General features: G+C 66.6%; 12 protein-coding genes. 2 read left to right on the top strand and 10 right to left on the bottom strand.

The genetic code is table 11. The annotated features are described in order from the left end of the window. Positions 1-35: 35 nt before the first annotated feature. The 5 genes from C1877_RS00690 to C1877_RS00670 form a co-directional block, all read right to left on the bottom strand. Complete coding sequence (locus tag C1877_RS00690) at positions 36-3,752, bottom strand: phosphoribosylformylglycinamidine synthase (RefSeq protein WP_114568088.1); 3,717 nt, start codon at positions 3,750-3,752, stop codon at positions 36-38. A 12-nt stretch (positions 3,753-3,764) separates the two neighbouring features. Further along, positions 3,765-4,421, bottom strand: a complete 657-nt coding sequence (locus C1877_RS00685; protein WP_049784021.1) for a hypothetical protein — start codon at positions 4,419-4,421, stop codon at positions 3,765-3,767. Positions 4,422-4,495: 74 nt separating this feature from the next. After that, positions 4,496-5,368 carry a phosphoribosylaminoimidazolesuccinocarboxamide synthase gene (locus tag C1877_RS00680; protein ID WP_041239141.1) on the bottom strand — a complete coding sequence of 291 codons (873 nt, stop codon included), beginning with the start codon at positions 5,366-5,368 and terminating at the stop codon, positions 4,496-4,498. A gap of 86 nt (positions 5,369-5,454) precedes the next feature. Beyond that, positions 5,455-7,050, bottom strand: a complete 1,596-nt coding sequence (locus C1877_RS00675; protein WP_227154827.1) for a HAMP domain-containing sensor histidine kinase — start codon at positions 7,048-7,050, stop codon at positions 5,455-5,457. Positions 7,051-7,104: 54 nt separating this feature from the next. After that, positions 7,105-7,815 (bottom strand): response regulator transcription factor, encoded by a 711-nt coding sequence (locus C1877_RS00670; protein WP_015539178.1) that lies wholly within the window; start codon positions 7,813-7,815, stop codon positions 7,105-7,107. Positions 7,816-7,968: 153 nt separating this feature from the next. On the opposite strand from C1877_RS00670, the gene C1877_RS00665 reads away from it, so the two are divergent. Beyond that, the gene (locus C1877_RS00665; RefSeq protein WP_227154826.1) at positions 7,969-9,576 is read left to right on the top strand and encodes a Tat pathway signal protein; all 1,608 of its coding nucleotides are present in this window, start codon (positions 7,969-7,971) and stop codon (positions 9,574-9,576) included. A 72-nt stretch (positions 9,577-9,648) separates the two neighbouring features. On the opposite strand, the gene C1877_RS00660 is transcribed toward C1877_RS00665, so the two are convergent. Beyond that, positions 9,649-11,004: an RNA-binding domain-containing protein gene (locus tag C1877_RS00660; protein WP_167536604.1), complete on the bottom strand. Its 1,356-nt coding sequence runs from the start codon at positions 11,002-11,004 to the stop codon at positions 9,649-9,651. Positions 11,005-11,149: 145 nt separating this feature from the next. After that, positions 11,150-12,493 carry an adenylosuccinate lyase gene (purB, locus tag C1877_RS00655; protein ID WP_114568087.1) on the bottom strand — a complete coding sequence of 448 codons (1,344 nt, stop codon included), beginning with the start codon at positions 12,491-12,493 and terminating at the stop codon, positions 11,150-11,152. A 179-nt stretch (positions 12,494-12,672) separates the two neighbouring features. Here purB and C1877_RS00650 point away from each other — a divergent pair, with 179 nt between their 5' ends. Next, positions 12,673-13,191 (top strand): MOSC domain-containing protein, encoded by a 519-nt coding sequence (locus tag C1877_RS00650; RefSeq protein WP_015539181.1) that lies wholly within the window; start codon positions 12,673-12,675, stop codon positions 13,189-13,191. Between the two features lie 60 nt (positions 13,192-13,251). Here C1877_RS00650 and C1877_RS00645 read toward each other — a convergent pair whose 3' ends face one another. The 3 genes from C1877_RS00645 to C1877_RS00635 form a co-directional block, all read right to left on the bottom strand. Continuing rightward, a complete protein-coding gene (locus tag C1877_RS00645) occupies positions 13,252-13,929 on the bottom strand; it encodes a potassium channel family protein (RefSeq protein ID WP_015539182.1) in 678 nt (225 codons plus the stop codon). Between the two features lie 9 nt (positions 13,930-13,938). Beyond that, positions 13,939-14,604 carry a potassium channel family protein gene (locus C1877_RS00640; RefSeq protein ID WP_015539183.1) on the bottom strand — a complete coding sequence of 222 codons (666 nt, stop codon included), beginning with the start codon at positions 14,602-14,604 and terminating at the stop codon, positions 13,939-13,941. 177 nt (positions 14,605-14,781) lie between these two features. Further along, the gene (locus tag C1877_RS00635; protein ID WP_114568086.1) at positions 14,782-15,597 is read right to left on the bottom strand and encodes a CMP-2-keto-3-deoxyoctulosonic acid synthetase; all 816 of its coding nucleotides are present in this window, start codon (positions 15,595-15,597) and stop codon (positions 14,782-14,784) included. Between the last annotated feature and the right edge of the window lie 191 nt (positions 15,598-15,788).

The raw sequence follows: 15,788 nt of genomic DNA, 5'->3' as shown, positions 1-15,788 counted from the left end.
AATGTCACAAAAGGGGACTGTCCCCTTTTGTGACATTAGTCGGTGAAGTAGCCCACGCCGCCTTCGAACAGGGGCTGGAACAGGTCGCCGGGCACGTTCTGGTACAGGCCCGCGCCGCGGCGCTCGCTGTGGCCCATCTTGCCGAAGACGCGGCCGTCGGGGCTCGTAATGCCCTCGATGGCCCATGCGGAGCCGTTGGGGTTCACATCCAGGTCCATGGACGGCCGCCCGTCGGCGCCCACGTACTGCGTGGCTATCTGGCCGGCGTCGCGCAGCTGCACGAGCAGATCCTCGCTCGCCACGAAGCGGCCCTCGCCATGGCTGATCGGTACCGTGTGCACATCGCCCACCTCGCAGCGCGAGAGCCACGGCGACAGGTTCGACGCCACGCGCGTGCGCACGAGGCGGCTCTGGTGGCGGCCGATGTTGTTGAACGTGAGCGTGGGGCAGTCCTCGTCCATCGGGCGGATGTCGCCGAACGGCACGAGGCCCAGCTTCACGAGCGCCTGGAAACCGTTGCAGATACCCAGCATCAGACCGTCGCGGTTCTGCAGCAGGTCGCGCACCGCCTCGGTGACGGCGGGGGCGCGGAAGAACGCCGTGATGAACTTCGCGGAGCCGTCGGGCTCGTCGCCGCCGGAGAAGCCGCCCGGCAGCATGATGATCTGGCTGTTCTTGATGAGCCGCACCAGCTCGGCCGTGCTCTCGGCCACCTTGTCGGGCGTGAGGTTGTTGATGACGAACGTGTCCACCACAGCCCCCGCCTGCTCGAAGGCGCGCGCGGAGTCGTACTCGCAGTTGTTGCCCGGGAACACGGGGATGACCACGCGCGGGCGCGCGATGGTTCCGTTGTAGGTGAGGGGCGTGGCGCTGCCGAAGGACACCGGCTCCACCGCGTCGCCTCCGGCGCGGTACGGGAACACGGGCTCCAGCTGGGCCTCCCAGGCTTCTTGCAGGTCGGCAAGCGAAATCGTCTCGCCGCAGGCGGAGAGCTCGTAGGCCTCCGTCGTCTCGCCCACCTCGTCGATGAGCACCGCATCGCTCGCCGCAGGCAGCTCCGCGCCGTCCGTCAGTTCCACAAAGAAGCTGCCGTACGAGGGCGCGAACAGCGCAGTGGGCGTCACGCCGTCGCTCAGCTTCACGCCGATGCCGTTGCCCACGCACATCTTGAACAGGGCCTCGGCCGCACCGCCGTATCCGGGCGTCGACACGGCGAGCGCCGCGCCCTCGCCGATGAGGCGCTCTACCAGCGCGATGGCCTCCAACAGGCCGGCCGCCTCGGGCACCACGCCGTCGTAACCAGCGGGCACGATGCGCACCACGCGATGGTCCGCGCCCTTGAACTCGGGCGACGTCACGCGGTCGATCGAGCCCACGGCCGTCGCGAACGACACGAGCGTCGGCGGCACGTCCAGCTGCTCGAAGCTGCCGGACATGGAGTCCTTGCCGCCGATGGCCCCCACGCCCAGATCGACCTGCGCCATGAGCGCGCCCAGCACGGCCGCGGCGGGCTTGCCCCAGCGCTCGGGCTCGTCGCGCAGCTTCTCGAAATACTCCTGGAACGTCAGGTACATGTCCTCGCGCGCGAAACCGGCGGCCGCCAGCTTCGCCACGCTCTCCACCACGGCGATGTACGAGCCCGTGAACGGGTTCGCCGCCGTGAGGTACGGGTTGAAGCCCCAGGCCATGCCGCTCACCGTGGTGGTCTCTCCGAACACGGGCAGCTTCGCCGCCATGGCCAGCGCCGGCGTCAGCTGGCGCGAGCCGCCGAACGGCATGAGCGCCGTGGCCGCGCCGATGGTGGAGTCGAAGCGCTCCGACAGGCCCTTGTTCGAGCATACGTTCAAATCCGTGACCAGCGCGCGCATGCGCTCGGCCAGCGTCTCGCCCTCCCACGTGCGCTCGTAGCCGCTGCCCGACAGCACATGCACGTCCTGATGCTTGGCCGCGCCGTTGCTGTTGAGGAAGTCGCGGCTCACGTCCACGATGGTGGCGTCGTTCCACACCATGCGCACGCGCGCCTCTTCGGTGACCTCGGCTATAGGTGTGGCCTCGAGGTTCTCCTCGTGCGCGAGCGCGATGAACGCGTCCACGTCCCCGGCCGCCAGCGCCACGGCCATGCGCTCCTGGCTCTCGGCGATGGCGAGCTCCGTGCCGTCCAGGCCCTCGTACTTCTTGGGCACCTTGTTCAGGTCGATGAACAGGCCATCGGCCAGCTCGCCCACGGCCACGGACACGCCGCCCGCGCCGAAGTCGTTGCAGCGCTTGATCATGCGGCACGCGTCGCCGCGGCGGAACAGGCGCTGGATCTTGCGCTCCACGGGCGCGTTGCCCTTCTGCACCTCGGCCCCGCACGTCTCGAGCGACTCCAGCTTGTGCGCCTTCGACGAACCCGTCGCGCCGCCGATGCCGTCGCGGCCCGTGCGCCCGCCCAGAAGCACGATCACGTCGCCCGGGGCCGGCGTCTCGCGCCGCACGTGGTCGGCCGGCGTCGCGCCCACCACCGCGCCGATCTCCATGCGCTTGGCGGCGTAGCCGGGATGGTACAGCTCGTTCACCTGGCCGGTTGCCAGGCCGATCTGGTTGCCGTATGACGAATAGCCCGCCGCCGCCGTGGTCACCAGCTTGCGCTGCGGCAGCTTGCCAGGCAGCGTCTCGCTCACGGGCACGAGCGGGTCGGCCGCGCCGGTCAGGCGCATGGCCTGGTACACGTAGCTGCGCCCGGAAAGCGGGTCGCGAATAGCCCCGCCTACGCAGGTGGCCGCGCCGCCGAACGGCTCGATCTCGGTGGGATGGTTGTGCGTCTCGTTCTTGAAGAGGTACAGCCAGTCCTGCTCCTCGCCGTCCACGTCCACCTTCACCTTCACGGTGCAGGCGTTGATCTCCTCGGACTCGTCGAGCCCGGTGAGGATGCCCTTCGCCTTCAGCCAGCGCGCGCCGATGGTGCCCATGTCCATGAGGCACACCGGCTTCTCGTCGCGGCCGAGCTCATGGCGCATGGCCAGGTACTTCTCGAAGGCGGCGCGCACGGCCTCGTCGTCGATCCGCACGTCGTCCAGCACGGTGCCGAATGTGGTGTGGCGGCAGTGGTCGGACCAATAGGTGTCGATCATCTTGATCTCGGTGATGGTAGGGTTGCGCCCCTCCTCCGCGAAGTAGCGCTGGCAGAACGCGAGGTCGGCCAGATCCATGGCCAAGCCGCGGTCGGCAATGAACGCCGCGAGCCCCGCCTCGTCCAGATCGAGGAAGCCCTCCACCGTCTCCACCATGGGCGGCACGGGCTGCTCCATGTGCAGCGTCTCACGCGGCTCGAGCGACGCCTCGCGCGCCTCGATGGGGTTGATCACGTAATGCTTGATGGCGGCCACGTCGTCATCGGCGAGCGCGCCCTCCAGCATGTACACCTTCGCGCTGCGCACCTCGGGGCGCTCGCCCTGGCTGATGAGCTGGATGCACTCGCTGGCCGAGTCGGCACGCTGGTCGAACTGCCCCGGCAGGTACTCCACCGCGAACACCGCCGCGCCGTCCGCGGCCGGCATCTCGAGCGTCGCCACGTCGGACTGCGGCTCGCTGAACACCGTGGGCACGCACTGGGCGAACAGCTCGCCCGTGATTCCCTCCACATCGTAGCGGTTCACCAGGCGCAAGCCTTCGAGCCGCTCGATTCCCAATATGTCGCGCAGCTCGTGGGCGAGCTGCTGCGCCTCCACGTCGAAGCCGGGCTTCTTCTCCACATACACGCGAGAAACCATGAAGACTCTCCCTTACTTTTTCGAACCCTTAGGGGACTGGCCCTTGGCGGCATCGGCCGCCTCGGCCTCCTGCTTCTCGGCCTTGGCCTGCTCGGCCTTCGACAGACGGAAGCCGCTGCCGAACAGGCTGCGCTTCTTCGGCTTCTCCTCCTCGGCGGAAGCCTCGGCACCTTCGATCTGCTGCGCTTTCTGGGCGGCCTTCTGCTGCTTCTCCAGGGCGCGCTGCTCCTTGGACTTGCGGCCTTCCATCTCCTCCTGGTAGGCGCGGCGCACCTTGCGGATCTTCGAGAAGTCCACGTACAGGGCGCCGATGATGCAGACGTAGGCCGCGCCCAGCATGACGTAGCTCACGGCGTCGGGGAACCACGAACGGCCGATCCAGGACAGCGCCGTCGCGGCGATAGCGCCGATGAGCAGCGCCCACCATATCTTGCGCAGGCGCTTGTACTGCGGCGTGGGCGGATTGTAGTACTTGCGGTCGAGCTCGCCCTGCTTCTGCCGGGCCACCTTCTTCTCGGCCTTCTTCTGCTGCTTCGTCTTCTCCTTGGGCTGCACGCGCACCGACGCGGCCGCCTTAGACTTCGGCTTCATGGCCGCTGCGCTCTTGCGCGTCTGACCGCGGTGCTCGTCGGTCTGGTAACGGTCGTTCATGGGGTTGCGTTGGGACATGGGTTGTTGCTCCTTCAACGACGGAATGCGCGCAGCCCCTTTGGCCGCACGCATTCCGCTCGACTGACACTCCTTTAGTACGCGAACTTGCGTCCGGTGATACGTTCGTAGGCCTGGATGTACTTCTCGCTCGTCTTGTCGATGATGTCCTGGGGCAGGCGGGGCGGGTTGCCCTGGCGGTCCCAGTTGGCGGTGAGCCAGTCGCGCACGAACTGCTTGTCGAAACTGGGCTGGTCCTTGCCTTCGGCGTACTCGTCGCCCGGCCAGAAGCGGGACGAATCGGGCGTCAGCACCTCGTCAGCCAAAATGATCTGGCCGTTCAGGCGCCCGAACTCGAACTTCGTGTCGGCGATGATCACGCCGCGCTCGGCCGCATGGTCGCGCGCCGTGGTGTACACCTTGAGCGCGAGGTCGCGCAGCTGCGAGGCATCGTCCTCGCCGATGATCTCCACCAGGCGCTCGAAGCTGATGTTTTCGTCATGGTCGCCGATCTCGGCCTTCGTGGACGGCGTGAAGATGGGCTCGGGCAGCTTCGAGGAGTTCACCAGGCCCTCGGGCAGCTCGATGCCGCACACCGTGCCCTGCTTCTGGTACTCCTTGAGGCCGCTGCCGGCCAGGTAGCCGCGCACGATGCACTCGGCGGGGAACATGTCGGCCTTCTTCACCAGCATGAAGCGACCGCGCAGGTAGTCGGCGTAAGGGCGGAACTGCTCGGGCAGGTCGGCCACGTCGGCGGATATCAGGTGGTTCTCCACCACGCCGTCCAGAAGCTCGAACCAGAAGCACGACAGCTGCGTGAGCACCGCTCCCTTGTGCGGGATCTCGTCCTCCAGAATGTAGTCGAACGCGGAGATGCGGTCCGTCGCCACCAGCAAGAGCTTGTCCCCCAGGTCGTAGAGGTCGCGCACTTTACCTTGTGCGTCGGGCTTGATGTCCATTCCGGTCATTGCTGCTCTGTCCTTTCATCGACACGCCGGGCGCTCTCCTCGGGCGGCGGCGTTTTTCATGCGCGCTTCATTATCGCGCAGTTTGGCTATCTGTGCCCCTTCGGGCGCTGTTTTTCTTTGCCCTTCGCAGCCTTCGGCACCTTTGTCTGCTTGGGTTTCTGCTGGCGCGCCTTGGGCGTGCGGCCCTCGTCGTACAGCGGGATGTGGATGGTGAAGCAGGCGCCTTCGTCCTTGCGGCCCTCCACCTGCACCCAGCCGCCGTGGCGATCGACGATCTCCTTCACCACGGCCAGGCCGATGCCCAAGCCGCCGCTCTCGCGGTTGCGTCCGGCGTCGGCGCGCCAGAAGCGCGAGAACACCATCTTGCACTCCTCGGGCGTCAGGCCGATTCCCGTGTCGCGCACCGCGATGGATGCCATGAGATCGCCCCGCTTCACTTGCACGGTGATGTGCCCGCCCTCGGGCGTGTAGCGCACGGCGTTCGAGATGAGGTTGGCCGTGGCCTGGCGTATCATATCGGCGTCGCCCAGCACGCGCACCCCCTCGTCGGCCTGGTACTCCAGCGTCAGGCCCGAGTCGGTGACGAAGGCATCGTGCGTGGCGATGATGCCGCTGATGAGCTGGCCCACGTCCACGACCTCCTCCTTCATGGGGTTCGCGCGGTTCTCCAGGCGCGAGAGCTTCAGCAGGGAGTCCACCAGGCGGCTCAAGCGCTGCACCTCCGAGTTCACCGTCTCCAGGTGCTCGGGGTCGGCCTCGAACACGCCGTCCACCATGGCCTCCACGGTGGACTGGATGGCCATGAGCGGCGTGCGCAGCTCGTGCGCCACGTCGGTGGTCAGGCGCCGCTCCAGCTCGCGGTCCTTCTCCACCGAGTCGGCCATCTCGTCGAAGGTCTCGCCCAAACGGGCGATCTCGTCTTCGCCGTGCAGATCGGTGCGGGCGGACAGGTCGCCCTCCTTGATGGCCTTAGCCGTCTTGGTCATGCGGTTGATGGGGCCCACCAGGTTGCGGGCGAACAGGAAGCCGATGCACGAGGCCAACAGGATGGCCATGGCCGCCGCGAAGAACATGGCCTGGTAGGACTTGTTGCGGAACTCCTCGTCGGTGGAGCGCAACAGCGTGTCGGAGCCGAGCACCCACACGCTCACCGAGCCCACGGCCTGGGTCATCTCGTTGTCGGGGCTCTTCACCTCGATGGGCACCGTGACCATCTGCTCGGGCTTGGCGTGCTTGGGCACGAGCGACACGCCGCCGGCGGCGTCCTCGCCGTTTTCGACGAGCGTGGAGTCGAACACCACCGACTGGTCGGTGTTCGCAGGCACCGTGTTGTCCACGACGCGCATGCCGATGCTCGGCGTGACGTTGACCATGTAGCGGGCGGGTGCGAGCGTCTGTGCGTCGAACGTACCCGATTTCTCGTAGTTCGCCGCGATGTCGTTGGCCACGGACTCGGCCGTGGACACCATGTTCTCGCGCGTGTACGTTTGGAAGTGCTGCTCCCACACGAACGACACCACGCCGATGGCCACGAGCGCGGTCATGGCCGCGATGAAGGCGAACGCCGCCGTCACGCGCGTCGTGTACGACAGGTTGTCCCAGCCCGGACGCTTGCGCTTGCCCGCACCGGCGTCGTCCGCGCCCGCCTTGCCAATGGGTCCGGTCGTCGCCGAGTCTTGCACGCTTCGCTCCTCCTGCACGGTTATGCGATCACGCTCGAGGCGCTCACGCGGTGCTTACTGCTGGACTTTGGTCGGGTCTTCGAAGCGGTAGCCCACGCCGTGCACGGTGTGCAGCCACTTCGGGCTGCGCGGGTTGTCGCCGATCTTCGCGCGCAGGTTCTTCACGTGGCTGTCGATGGTGCGCTCGTAGCCTTCGAAGTCGTAGCCGAGCACCTTCTCCACCAGCTCCATGCGCGAGTACACGCGGCCAGGGTAGCGCGACAGCGTGGTGAGCAGCTTGAACTCGCTGGCCGTGAGGTCGATCTCCTCGCCGTTGACGAGCACCTTGTGGCCCGACACGTCGATGGTGAGCTCGCCGAACTCCAGCACCTCGCGCTGCGGCTCGCTGTCGGCGTGCACGCGGCGCAGCAGGGCACGGGCGCGGGCCACGAGCTCGCGGGGGCTGAAGGGCTTCACCAGGTAGTCGTCGGCGCCCAGCTCCAGACCGATGATGCGATCCTCCACCTCGCCCTTGGCGGTGAGCATGATGATGGGCACGTCGGAGTTGTCGCGGATGGCGCGGCAGACGCGCTCGCCCGGCACGCGGGGCAGCATGAGATCCAGGATCACCAGGTCGAAGTGGTGCTTCGAGAACTCCTCAAGGGCCTCCTGGCCGTCTCCGACCGCCGTCACCCAGTAGTTCTCGCGCTCGAGATAGGCCGTCACCGCGTCACGGATGGCCTTCTCGTCTTCAACAAGCAGTATACGTCGCGTCTCGTTGCTCATGGATACCACCTCAAGTCGTCACCGGCTCGGATCCCACCTGGCCGCGTATCCCATACGCGCTCCGCTCCGAGCGTTCAGGTCGTGTTTGCGTTTATTGTAGCAATTACCCCTGAAGCAGCTGGAACCTGTGCGGGAAATGACACAATATCCACCATGGTAACCCGCAGATCAACACATGCCCACCACGCGAAACCCAGCCGCGTCGGCGCGCGCAACGCCCAGCGCCGCAACGCAATGCCGGGCGGCGGCACCTACGCCGGGGGCAAACCCGATTCCTGCGGCGGGCACGTGGGGAATGTGGGCGGTTTCGGCAGCGGCGGGCTGGGGGCATCGGGCGCATCGCGACCGGCCGCCCGGCGCAACGCGGCGCAGAAGGCCTCCGTCGGGCCCGGCGGCGCACTCGGCTCCGGGGGCGTGCACCGGCGCGGTGCCGGCGGCGCGGGCTCCGGCTCGGTCGGCTCCGGCGGCTCGGGCGGGGGCGGCATCCACGTTCCCACGCCGAACGGCGGGGAGGTCCTTCTCACGCGCCGCCACTTCCTGTTCGGCGCCATCGGCGTGACCGCCCTCGCGGCGGCCGGCGGCGCAGCCTCGGTGGTCCTCAAGCAGCGCGAGGAGGCTGCCGGCAACGTGACGGTGCTCGAAGTGCCCGCCTCGGCCGTGACCGCGCTGAACACATCTGCCTCCGAGAGCGCGTTCACCCTCGTGGAGGACGCGTCTGCCCGTATGGGCCTGTCCGTGCGAGCCGAGCTGCCCTACGGCTCGCTCGTCTGGGCGAGCGGCGACGACGTGGCCGCCTGCCTGCTGCCCACGGAAGAGGCGAAGCCGCTCGCACAGGTGGGGCTGCTGTCGCTTGGCAGCGGAAACCTGTCCACGGTGCTGGAAAGGGCCGTGGGCCAGGAAGAGGGTTTCGAGATCTACGACGTGCGCGCCACGGCGTCGGGCCTCGTGTGGACGGAGGCCGATATCCTCGACGGCCTCTGGCGCGTGTACACGGCGCGCCTGGCCGATGGCGTGGCCGGCGATCCGCACCTGGTTGACGAGGGAGACGGCCAGTGGGAGACCCCTACGATCGCGGCGGCCGGCGCCTATGCGTTCTGGCAGGTCCTGCCCAAGGTCGACGGCGACTACAGCGCCGAGGACTCGCTGGTCAAGCGCGCATCCCTGGGATCGGGCGACGTCGATACCGTCTACACGTCCCATGGCAGGCCCTGCACGCCGCCCTACGCGCTGGCCGACTCCGTGGTCATCACGCCGCGCGCGGACACCGCGGGCACCTACTACCAGCTCACGCACCTGGATGCCGCATCGGGCAACGTGCTGGACACCATGGTGCTGCCCCGCTCCATGCGCCCCCTGGAGGCAGGCTACGGCGACAACGGGTTCTCGTTCTCGTTCGACGCCTGGTACAACTACGGCGACGGCATCTCCCAGATCGGCACCTACACGCCCGCGTCCCGCGTGACGGACGGCAACTACAGCGACGCGCCCTGGTTCTCGTTCAGCCTCGCGCCCACGGCAGCCCCTGCCTGGTGCGGCGGCTGCTTCATCGTGAAGTCGAAGCGTACCGTGTGCGGCATCGACCTGAAGACGAACGAGTACTTCGCCCTCCAGCCCGAGAACGGCGCCGACGACTATGGCGAGTACCTGGCCACCACCGGCTCGCAAGGCTCCATCGTCACCTACGCCAACATCGACGACAAGCCCATCGACGGCGACCCGAAGAAATACTGCCTGGTAAGGGTGTGGAAGCCGGTCGGTTAAGGAGCATCCGCGCTTGCAGCGGGCAGGCGGCCCGGCCTCGCCACGGTGCAGAACGCTTCTAGCCGGGTGCCTCTAGCCGGCTGCCGAGCTGCCTTCCACAGCGACGCGGTACACGCGCCGGCGCGTGTTGCCCTCGGCCCGCACGAGCCCCTTGTCCTTCAGCCGACCGAGGATGCGCAAAAGCGTGGCCTGCGAGAACTCGAAGCGCTCCTGGAGGTCGGCGCGCCGCATGGGGCCGAACTCCTCCAGCATGGCGAACACCAGACGCTCCTGGTCGCGCAGCTCGTCAGCCCCCGCCGCCCCACCCCTGCTCACGGTGATAACCGGGTCGCTCCCCCGCCGCCAGAACGCGTCGTCGCCGTCGTAGTTGCGATTGGGCAGCCGCGCGCGCACGAGGTGCTTCGACATGTTGAACTCGGGGGACACGCCGCTGCCCTCGTATGCCTCGAAGATGCGCTTGATGCCCGTGCCATATGCCTCGATGAGGCGCACACGGTAGAACACCTCGGCCAACAGCGGATTGCGCGGCACCGAGACGTCCCACTCGAACTCGCTGAGCGAAAGCTGAACCGGCGGGCCACCGTGGGACGTGAACTCAATGCGATCCTCCAGCACGCTGACGAGCGTCGGAGCCACAATCTCGTAATCGCGATGGATGATGGCGTTGATGAGCGCCTCGCGCACCGCGTCGGGCGGGAAGTCCTCGTAGTCAACCCGACGCATGTCGACGAATTTCGTCTTGTAGTGCAAATGCTTTGCAAGGAACTTGAGCGCTTGGTCGAACTGCACGAGCACCGACCCGGTCACCTCAAGCCGGTCCTTGAACGTCGTGCGGTTCACGCCAAAGAAGTCCGCCAGCTTGACAACCGCGTCGCACTGGTCGGACAAGAGCCAGGCCAAGTTCGTGAACTGACCGTCTTGATCGACCATGCGCAGCGAGCGCATCTGAGCGCCGCCGAATTCGAGGCCTTCCCTCTCGAAATACGCCCGCGTTCCCTCGAACGTCAGATTCTGGCGCAAACTGCGCCCGCTGTCGAACGACTCCCTGCGCGACGCCTTCAGCATAGTGGCGATCTCCGCCTCGCATGCCATGTACGACGCGGCCCCTTCGCGCACGTACACGCCTTCGGGACGCATGCCCTTGTCGGCCAGGTAGTACGGCCGATCCACCCCGCGCTCCACACGCACGCCCACCACCGTCTTGCCTTCGAACTCCACCTTCTCGCACTCGGCGATCATCGACGGGTTCGGCTTCACGGAGTCTCGGATGGCGTTGGTCACCGCCAGCAAGACGGCATCCGGGTCATCCAGCCCGCATACGGAACCGTCGTCTTCGATGCCAAGGTACAGCACACCGCCGTTCGTATTCGCGAACGCCACGACGGTTTTGAGCGCCCGCTTCGAGAACTCGCGCTTAAACTCGACCATCGGCCCCTCGGAAAACATCGCGCCCCCCTTCTTCCTCCGCTTTTTCCTCACTCTAATCTTACTAATCTTTTTAATCAATCTATGATGAGAAAAAAGGGCCTCCATCGGAGGCCCTGCAAAAGAAAGCTGCTGAGGGAAACGGGCGCTAGAACTCCAGCTCCTTCAGGCGGTCGAACACCACGTCCTTGCGGGTGAGGAAGTCCCACGGGTCGAAGATCTCGTCGAGCACCTCGGGCTTAAGGTTCGCCTCGGGGTCGGCCTCGAGGTTCTCGCGGTAGGTGGGGCCGTCCACCGCGTTCTGGATGTCCTCCCACACCTTCATGGCGTTGCGCTGCACGATGACGTAGGCGTCCTCGCGGCTGATACCCGTGTCCACGAGCGCCAGCAGCACCTTCGAGCTGAAGATGAGGCCGCGCGTGCGCCACAGGTTGTGCTCCATCTTGGCCGGGTAGGTCTGCAGGCCGTCGAGCATCCACTGCATCTTGCCGAACATGTAGTCGAGCGCGATGAAGCTGTCGGCCAGCGCCACGCGCTCGGCGCCGGAGTGGCTGATGTCGCGCTCGTACCACAGCGCCACGTTGTCGAAGGCCACCTGCGCGTTGGATTTCACGGTGCGGGCCAGGCCGCAGACGCGCTCGGCCGTGATGGGGTTGCGCTTGTGCGGCATGGCACTGCTCCCCTTCTGGCCCTTCGTGAACGGCTCCTCGGCCTCGATCACGTCGGATTGCTGCAAGAGGCGCACCTGCATGGCGATGGACTCCAGCGTGGACGCCGTCACCGCGAGGCCGGCCATGACCTGCGCGTGGCGGTCGCGCGCTAGCACCTGCGTGGACAGCGGGTCGGGCGAGAGGCCCAGGTGCTCGCACACGTACTGCTCGACGAACGGGTCGATGCTGGAGTACGTGCCCACGGCACCGCTGATGGCGCCCGTGGCGGCCACCTTGCGGGCTTCCTCCATGCGCGTCTGGGCGCGCTTGAGGGCCCAGGCCCAGCTGCCGAACTTCATGCCGAACGTCATCGGCTCGGCATGGATGCCGTGCGTGCGGCCCACGCACAGCGTCCCCTGGAACTCGAAGGCGCGGCGCTTGCACGTCTCGCCCAGCTGCTTGATGTCCTCCAGGATGATGTCGATAGCCTGCGTGATCTGGTAGGACAGCGCGGTGTCGCCCAGGTCGGAAGACGTCATGCCGTAGTGCACCCAGCGGCTGGGCGGCTCCTGGCCCTCGGGCACGTCGGCGTCGATGTACTCGGCCATGTTCGTGGTGAACGCGATGACGTCGTGGTTCGTCACCTTCTCGATCTCATCGATGCGCTCGACGGTGAAATCGGCGTGCGCGCGGATCCACGCGGCCTCCTCCTTCGTGATACCGGACTTTCCCAGCTCGGCCTGCGCCTCGCACGCCAGCACCTCGATTTCCTTCCAGATGGAGAACTTGTTCTCGAGTTCCCAGATGGCGCCCATAGCCGGGCGCGTGTAACGGTTGATCACGCCGGTCCCTTTCCCACGTCGTACCTGATGGCAACCAGCATACCGCAAACCAGCCCCCGAGCGGCGCACTTCACGGAAAGTGTCGAGCCTTGGGCGCGGCGCGCTTGACTTGCTTATCCTCGATCAAGTAGTATATTTTCCTATAGAAATACTAGGCATTCGGGAGAAGGGCGGACAAGATGGAGGAGTGCAGGGAGGGCCGCGTGCGGTCGGTGAACACGTCGCGGCGCAAGGGCGGACGCAAGACGCCGTGCGCGGGCGGTGCCGCTATCGAGGCGAACCGGGGCGTGGCGGGCGACGCGCACGCCGGCGACTGGCACCGGCAGGTGTCGCTCTTGGCATGGGAGTCCATCGAGAAGGCGCAGGCCATGGGCCTTGACGTGGCCGAGGGCGATTTCGCGGAGAACGTCACCACCGAGGGCATCGACCTCCTTGCGCTGCCGCTGGGCACGCGCGTGCGCGTGGGCGGGGCCCTTTTGGAGCTCTCGCAGATCGGCAAGGTGTGCCACACGAAGTGCGCCATCTACCACCTGGCCGGCGACTGCATCTTCCCCCGCGAGGGCGTGTTCTTCGTGGCGCTGGAGGACGGCGAGGTGAAGCCCGGCGACCCCGTGCAGGTGGTCGCGTTGGGCGACGGCACCTGCGCCCACACCCCGCCCGAAGCCCTCGAGGAGCTGCGCGCGGCGCGCGAGGGATAGGAGGAGCACGCCGGGTTGGCGCCGAGAAGCCTGCGAGGCCGGCAGGTAGGCCGCCGGAACCTAGAGCCCCTTGAACAGGGAGCGCACCTCGTCAAGGACTTCGGTGTCGGCTACGACGATGGCCTTGTCGCCGGGGTAGAGCACGGTTTCCTCGCCCACCACTTCCACGTTGTCGTCGTCTTTGGGAGACACGGCGGCTATCAGGCTGTTCTCCGGCAGCGGCACGCTTGAGGCAAGGATGCCGGCCTCGTTGGAGTGGTAGCGCATGCGCGGCACGGTGATCTCGGTGAGCACTACGTTGCCATGCGTGAGCGACGAGGCCACGCTCACGCTGCCCAGCAGCGTCTCCTCCTCGATAAGGGTCGCGATGAGCGTGGTGGACGACACGCTCTCGATGCCCACCTCGCGGAAGATGCGCAGGTTCTTCGGGTTGTTCACGCGCGCGATGCAGCGCGGTACGTTGAACACCCGCTGGGCGATCTCGCACGATACCAGGTTGTCGTCGTCCTGGCCCGTGGTGGCCACGAACACGTCGGCCTTGCGGATGCCGGCGTCCTCCTGGTACTTCGAGTCGCACCCGTCGCCGTGGATAACGAGGTAGCGCCCTTCCAGCACAATGGACAGATGGTCGGCTGTCTGCAGGTTCTCCTCGATCACGGCCACGTCGTTGCCGCTCTGCAGCAGCACGTTGGCCAGGTACTCACCGATCTTGCCGCCGCCGGCGATAACGATGTACATGGGATTCTCCTAGTCTTGGATGTAGCGCGAGAACGCACCGATAAGCTCGTGGCGCACGCAGGCGAGCACGGAATCGCCCTGGTAGAGGATCGAGTCGCGCGTGGGAATGGATGAGGCGGAGCCGTCGGCGCGCTCGAACGCGATGATGCGGATGTCGTGGTCGCGCTCCATCTCGGACACGCGGATGGTGGGATGGTCGGTGTCGCGCCAGCTCAGGTCGAGCGAGAAGCGCAGCACCTCGAACTCGCCGAACGTGTCGATGTGCGCGCCGTGACCCGACACGATCTTGCTGAACACGTCCTCGGCCACCAGCGACGTGCCGCACACGTGGTCGATGCCCAGCTGCATGTAGGCGCGCTCGTGGTCGGGGTTGTACAGGCGGGCGATGACATGGGGGACGCCGTACAGGCGGCTGCCCACCTCGGCCACCATGAGGTTCGTGTTGTCGAACTGCGTGACGGCCGCGATGACGTCGCAGTCCTCCACGCCGGCCTTCACGAGGGTCTCCTCGTCGAAGCCGAGGCCCTGCACCGTCGAGCCGTTGAAGTTGCGGCCCAGGTTCGCGAACGCGTCGGCGTTCTTGTCGATGACGCACACGTTGTTGCCGTTGTCCGACAGCATGTTCGCCAACTGCGAGCCCACGCGGCCGCAGCCGACGACGATCACGTTGCTCATACCGATCCTTTCACCACGCGCCCGTGCGGCGCCGATTTCCTGCCGCGCCCTAGCATACTGCAAGCCTCGCGCGCGGGAAAGCGGCGATACACGCCCGTTGGGGAGCTAAAGGCAGCCTGGCATCATCGGTTCCGGGGCGGAAAAACAGTTTCGCCGGCCCGGCGGCCGGCGAAACGTTTAGATCATCATCATCTGGCCCAGCGTTGCGTTGAACCAGTGGTCGTAGTTCGGCGGGCAGTACTTCATGGCAGCGCCGTACGTGATGGAATAGCCGTAAACGCTCGCAAGGCCGGCCACGTGGGCGTTGATGGCCTCTTCCCAGCTCCCCCAGCCCGACTGGCCCCAACCCCAGGCGTTATACGGCTTGAAGCACACGGCACCCTTCGAGCTCTCGGTGTTGGAGATGGCGGGCGACCAGCGCGGGTCCACGCCGTAGTCCCAAGCGGCCGTGGCGAACGTCGCACCCTGCCCCGCCAGCGGCGAGCCGGCTAGGTAGGCGTCGATGCGGTCGGTCCATGTGGAGATGAAGGCTTCCTTGCCCACGGAGAAGTCCACGTCGGGCAGGCTGGCCAGCGCGGAAGCGGCGCTGTCCTGGGCGGCACGCGCCTGCTGCTCGGCCTTCGCTGCCTCGGCGGCGGCCACGCGGGCGGCCTCCTCGGCACGAGCGGCCTCCTCGGCGGCGATGCGGGCGGCTTCCTCCTCGGCCTCGATGGCCTCGATGCCCTTGGAGATGTCGCGCTTCGCCGTGCTGGCAAGCACCGTGGCCTCGCGCGCGGAGGAATCGGTCGCGTTCTCGGCGAACGTTGCAGTATCGGCCTCGGACACAGGGGCGCTCAAGGCATCGATGCCGAACGCGTCAACTTCCTGCGCGCTGCCGCCTGCGGAGGCAATGCCGAAGCCGATGCACCCGGCGAGCACGATGGACGCGCACCCGACCGCCGCGATCTTCGCGACAATGCTCGACTTCCGCTGCTTGTATCGTCTGTCAGTCAAACCTTGGTTACCTTTCAATGAACAGCGCACGACCAGGCCGCCGAAGCGGTGACAGCGTGGTAGATTATGAGGGGTGGTTGCTGCCGAAGGGCCGATATGCTGTTTTGTCGAGGTGTATTTTAGCCCATGGGGCCCTACGGGAGCAAAAAAGTGTGGAGACGGCCTCCACGTTTTGTTCGCTTAACAAACAA

The organism is Gordonibacter pamelaeae (assembly GCF_003340385.1).
Lineage (GTDB): Bacteria > Actinomycetota > Coriobacteriia > Coriobacteriales > Eggerthellaceae > Gordonibacter > Gordonibacter pamelaeae.
The sequence above is the reverse complement of the archived record's forward strand: the minus strand, read 5'-3'. Positions and strand labels throughout refer to the sequence as shown.

Coding starts and splice junctions, on each gene's coding strand:
- C1877_RS00690 (WP_114568088.1), bottom strand. CDS start 3,752: ATGGTTTCTCGCGTGTATGTGGAGAAGAAGCCCGGCTTCGACGTGGAG.
- C1877_RS00685 (WP_049784021.1), bottom strand. CDS start 4,421: ATGTCCCAACGCAACCCCATGAACGACCGTTACCAGACCGACGAGCAC.
- C1877_RS00680 (WP_041239141.1), bottom strand. CDS start 5,368: ATGACCGGAATGGACATCAAGCCCGACGCACAAGGTAAAGTGCGCGAC.
- C1877_RS00670 (WP_015539178.1), bottom strand. CDS start 7,815: ATGAGCAACGAGACGCGACGTATACTGCTTGTTGAAGACGAGAAGGCC.
- C1877_RS00665 (WP_227154826.1), top strand. CDS start 7,969: ATGGTAACCCGCAGATCAACACATGCCCACCACGCGAAACCCAGCCGC.
- C1877_RS00660 (WP_167536604.1), bottom strand. CDS start 11,004: ATGGTCGAGTTTAAGCGCGAGTTCTCGAAGCGGGCGCTCAAAACCGTC.
- C1877_RS00650 (WP_015539181.1), top strand. CDS start 12,673: ATGGAGGAGTGCAGGGAGGGCCGCGTGCGGTCGGTGAACACGTCGCGG.
- C1877_RS00645 (WP_015539182.1), bottom strand. CDS start 13,929: ATGTACATCGTTATCGCCGGCGGCGGCAAGATCGGTGAGTACCTGGCC.
- C1877_RS00640 (WP_015539183.1), bottom strand. CDS start 14,604: ATGAGCAACGTGATCGTCGTCGGCTGCGGCCGCGTGGGCTCGCAGTTG.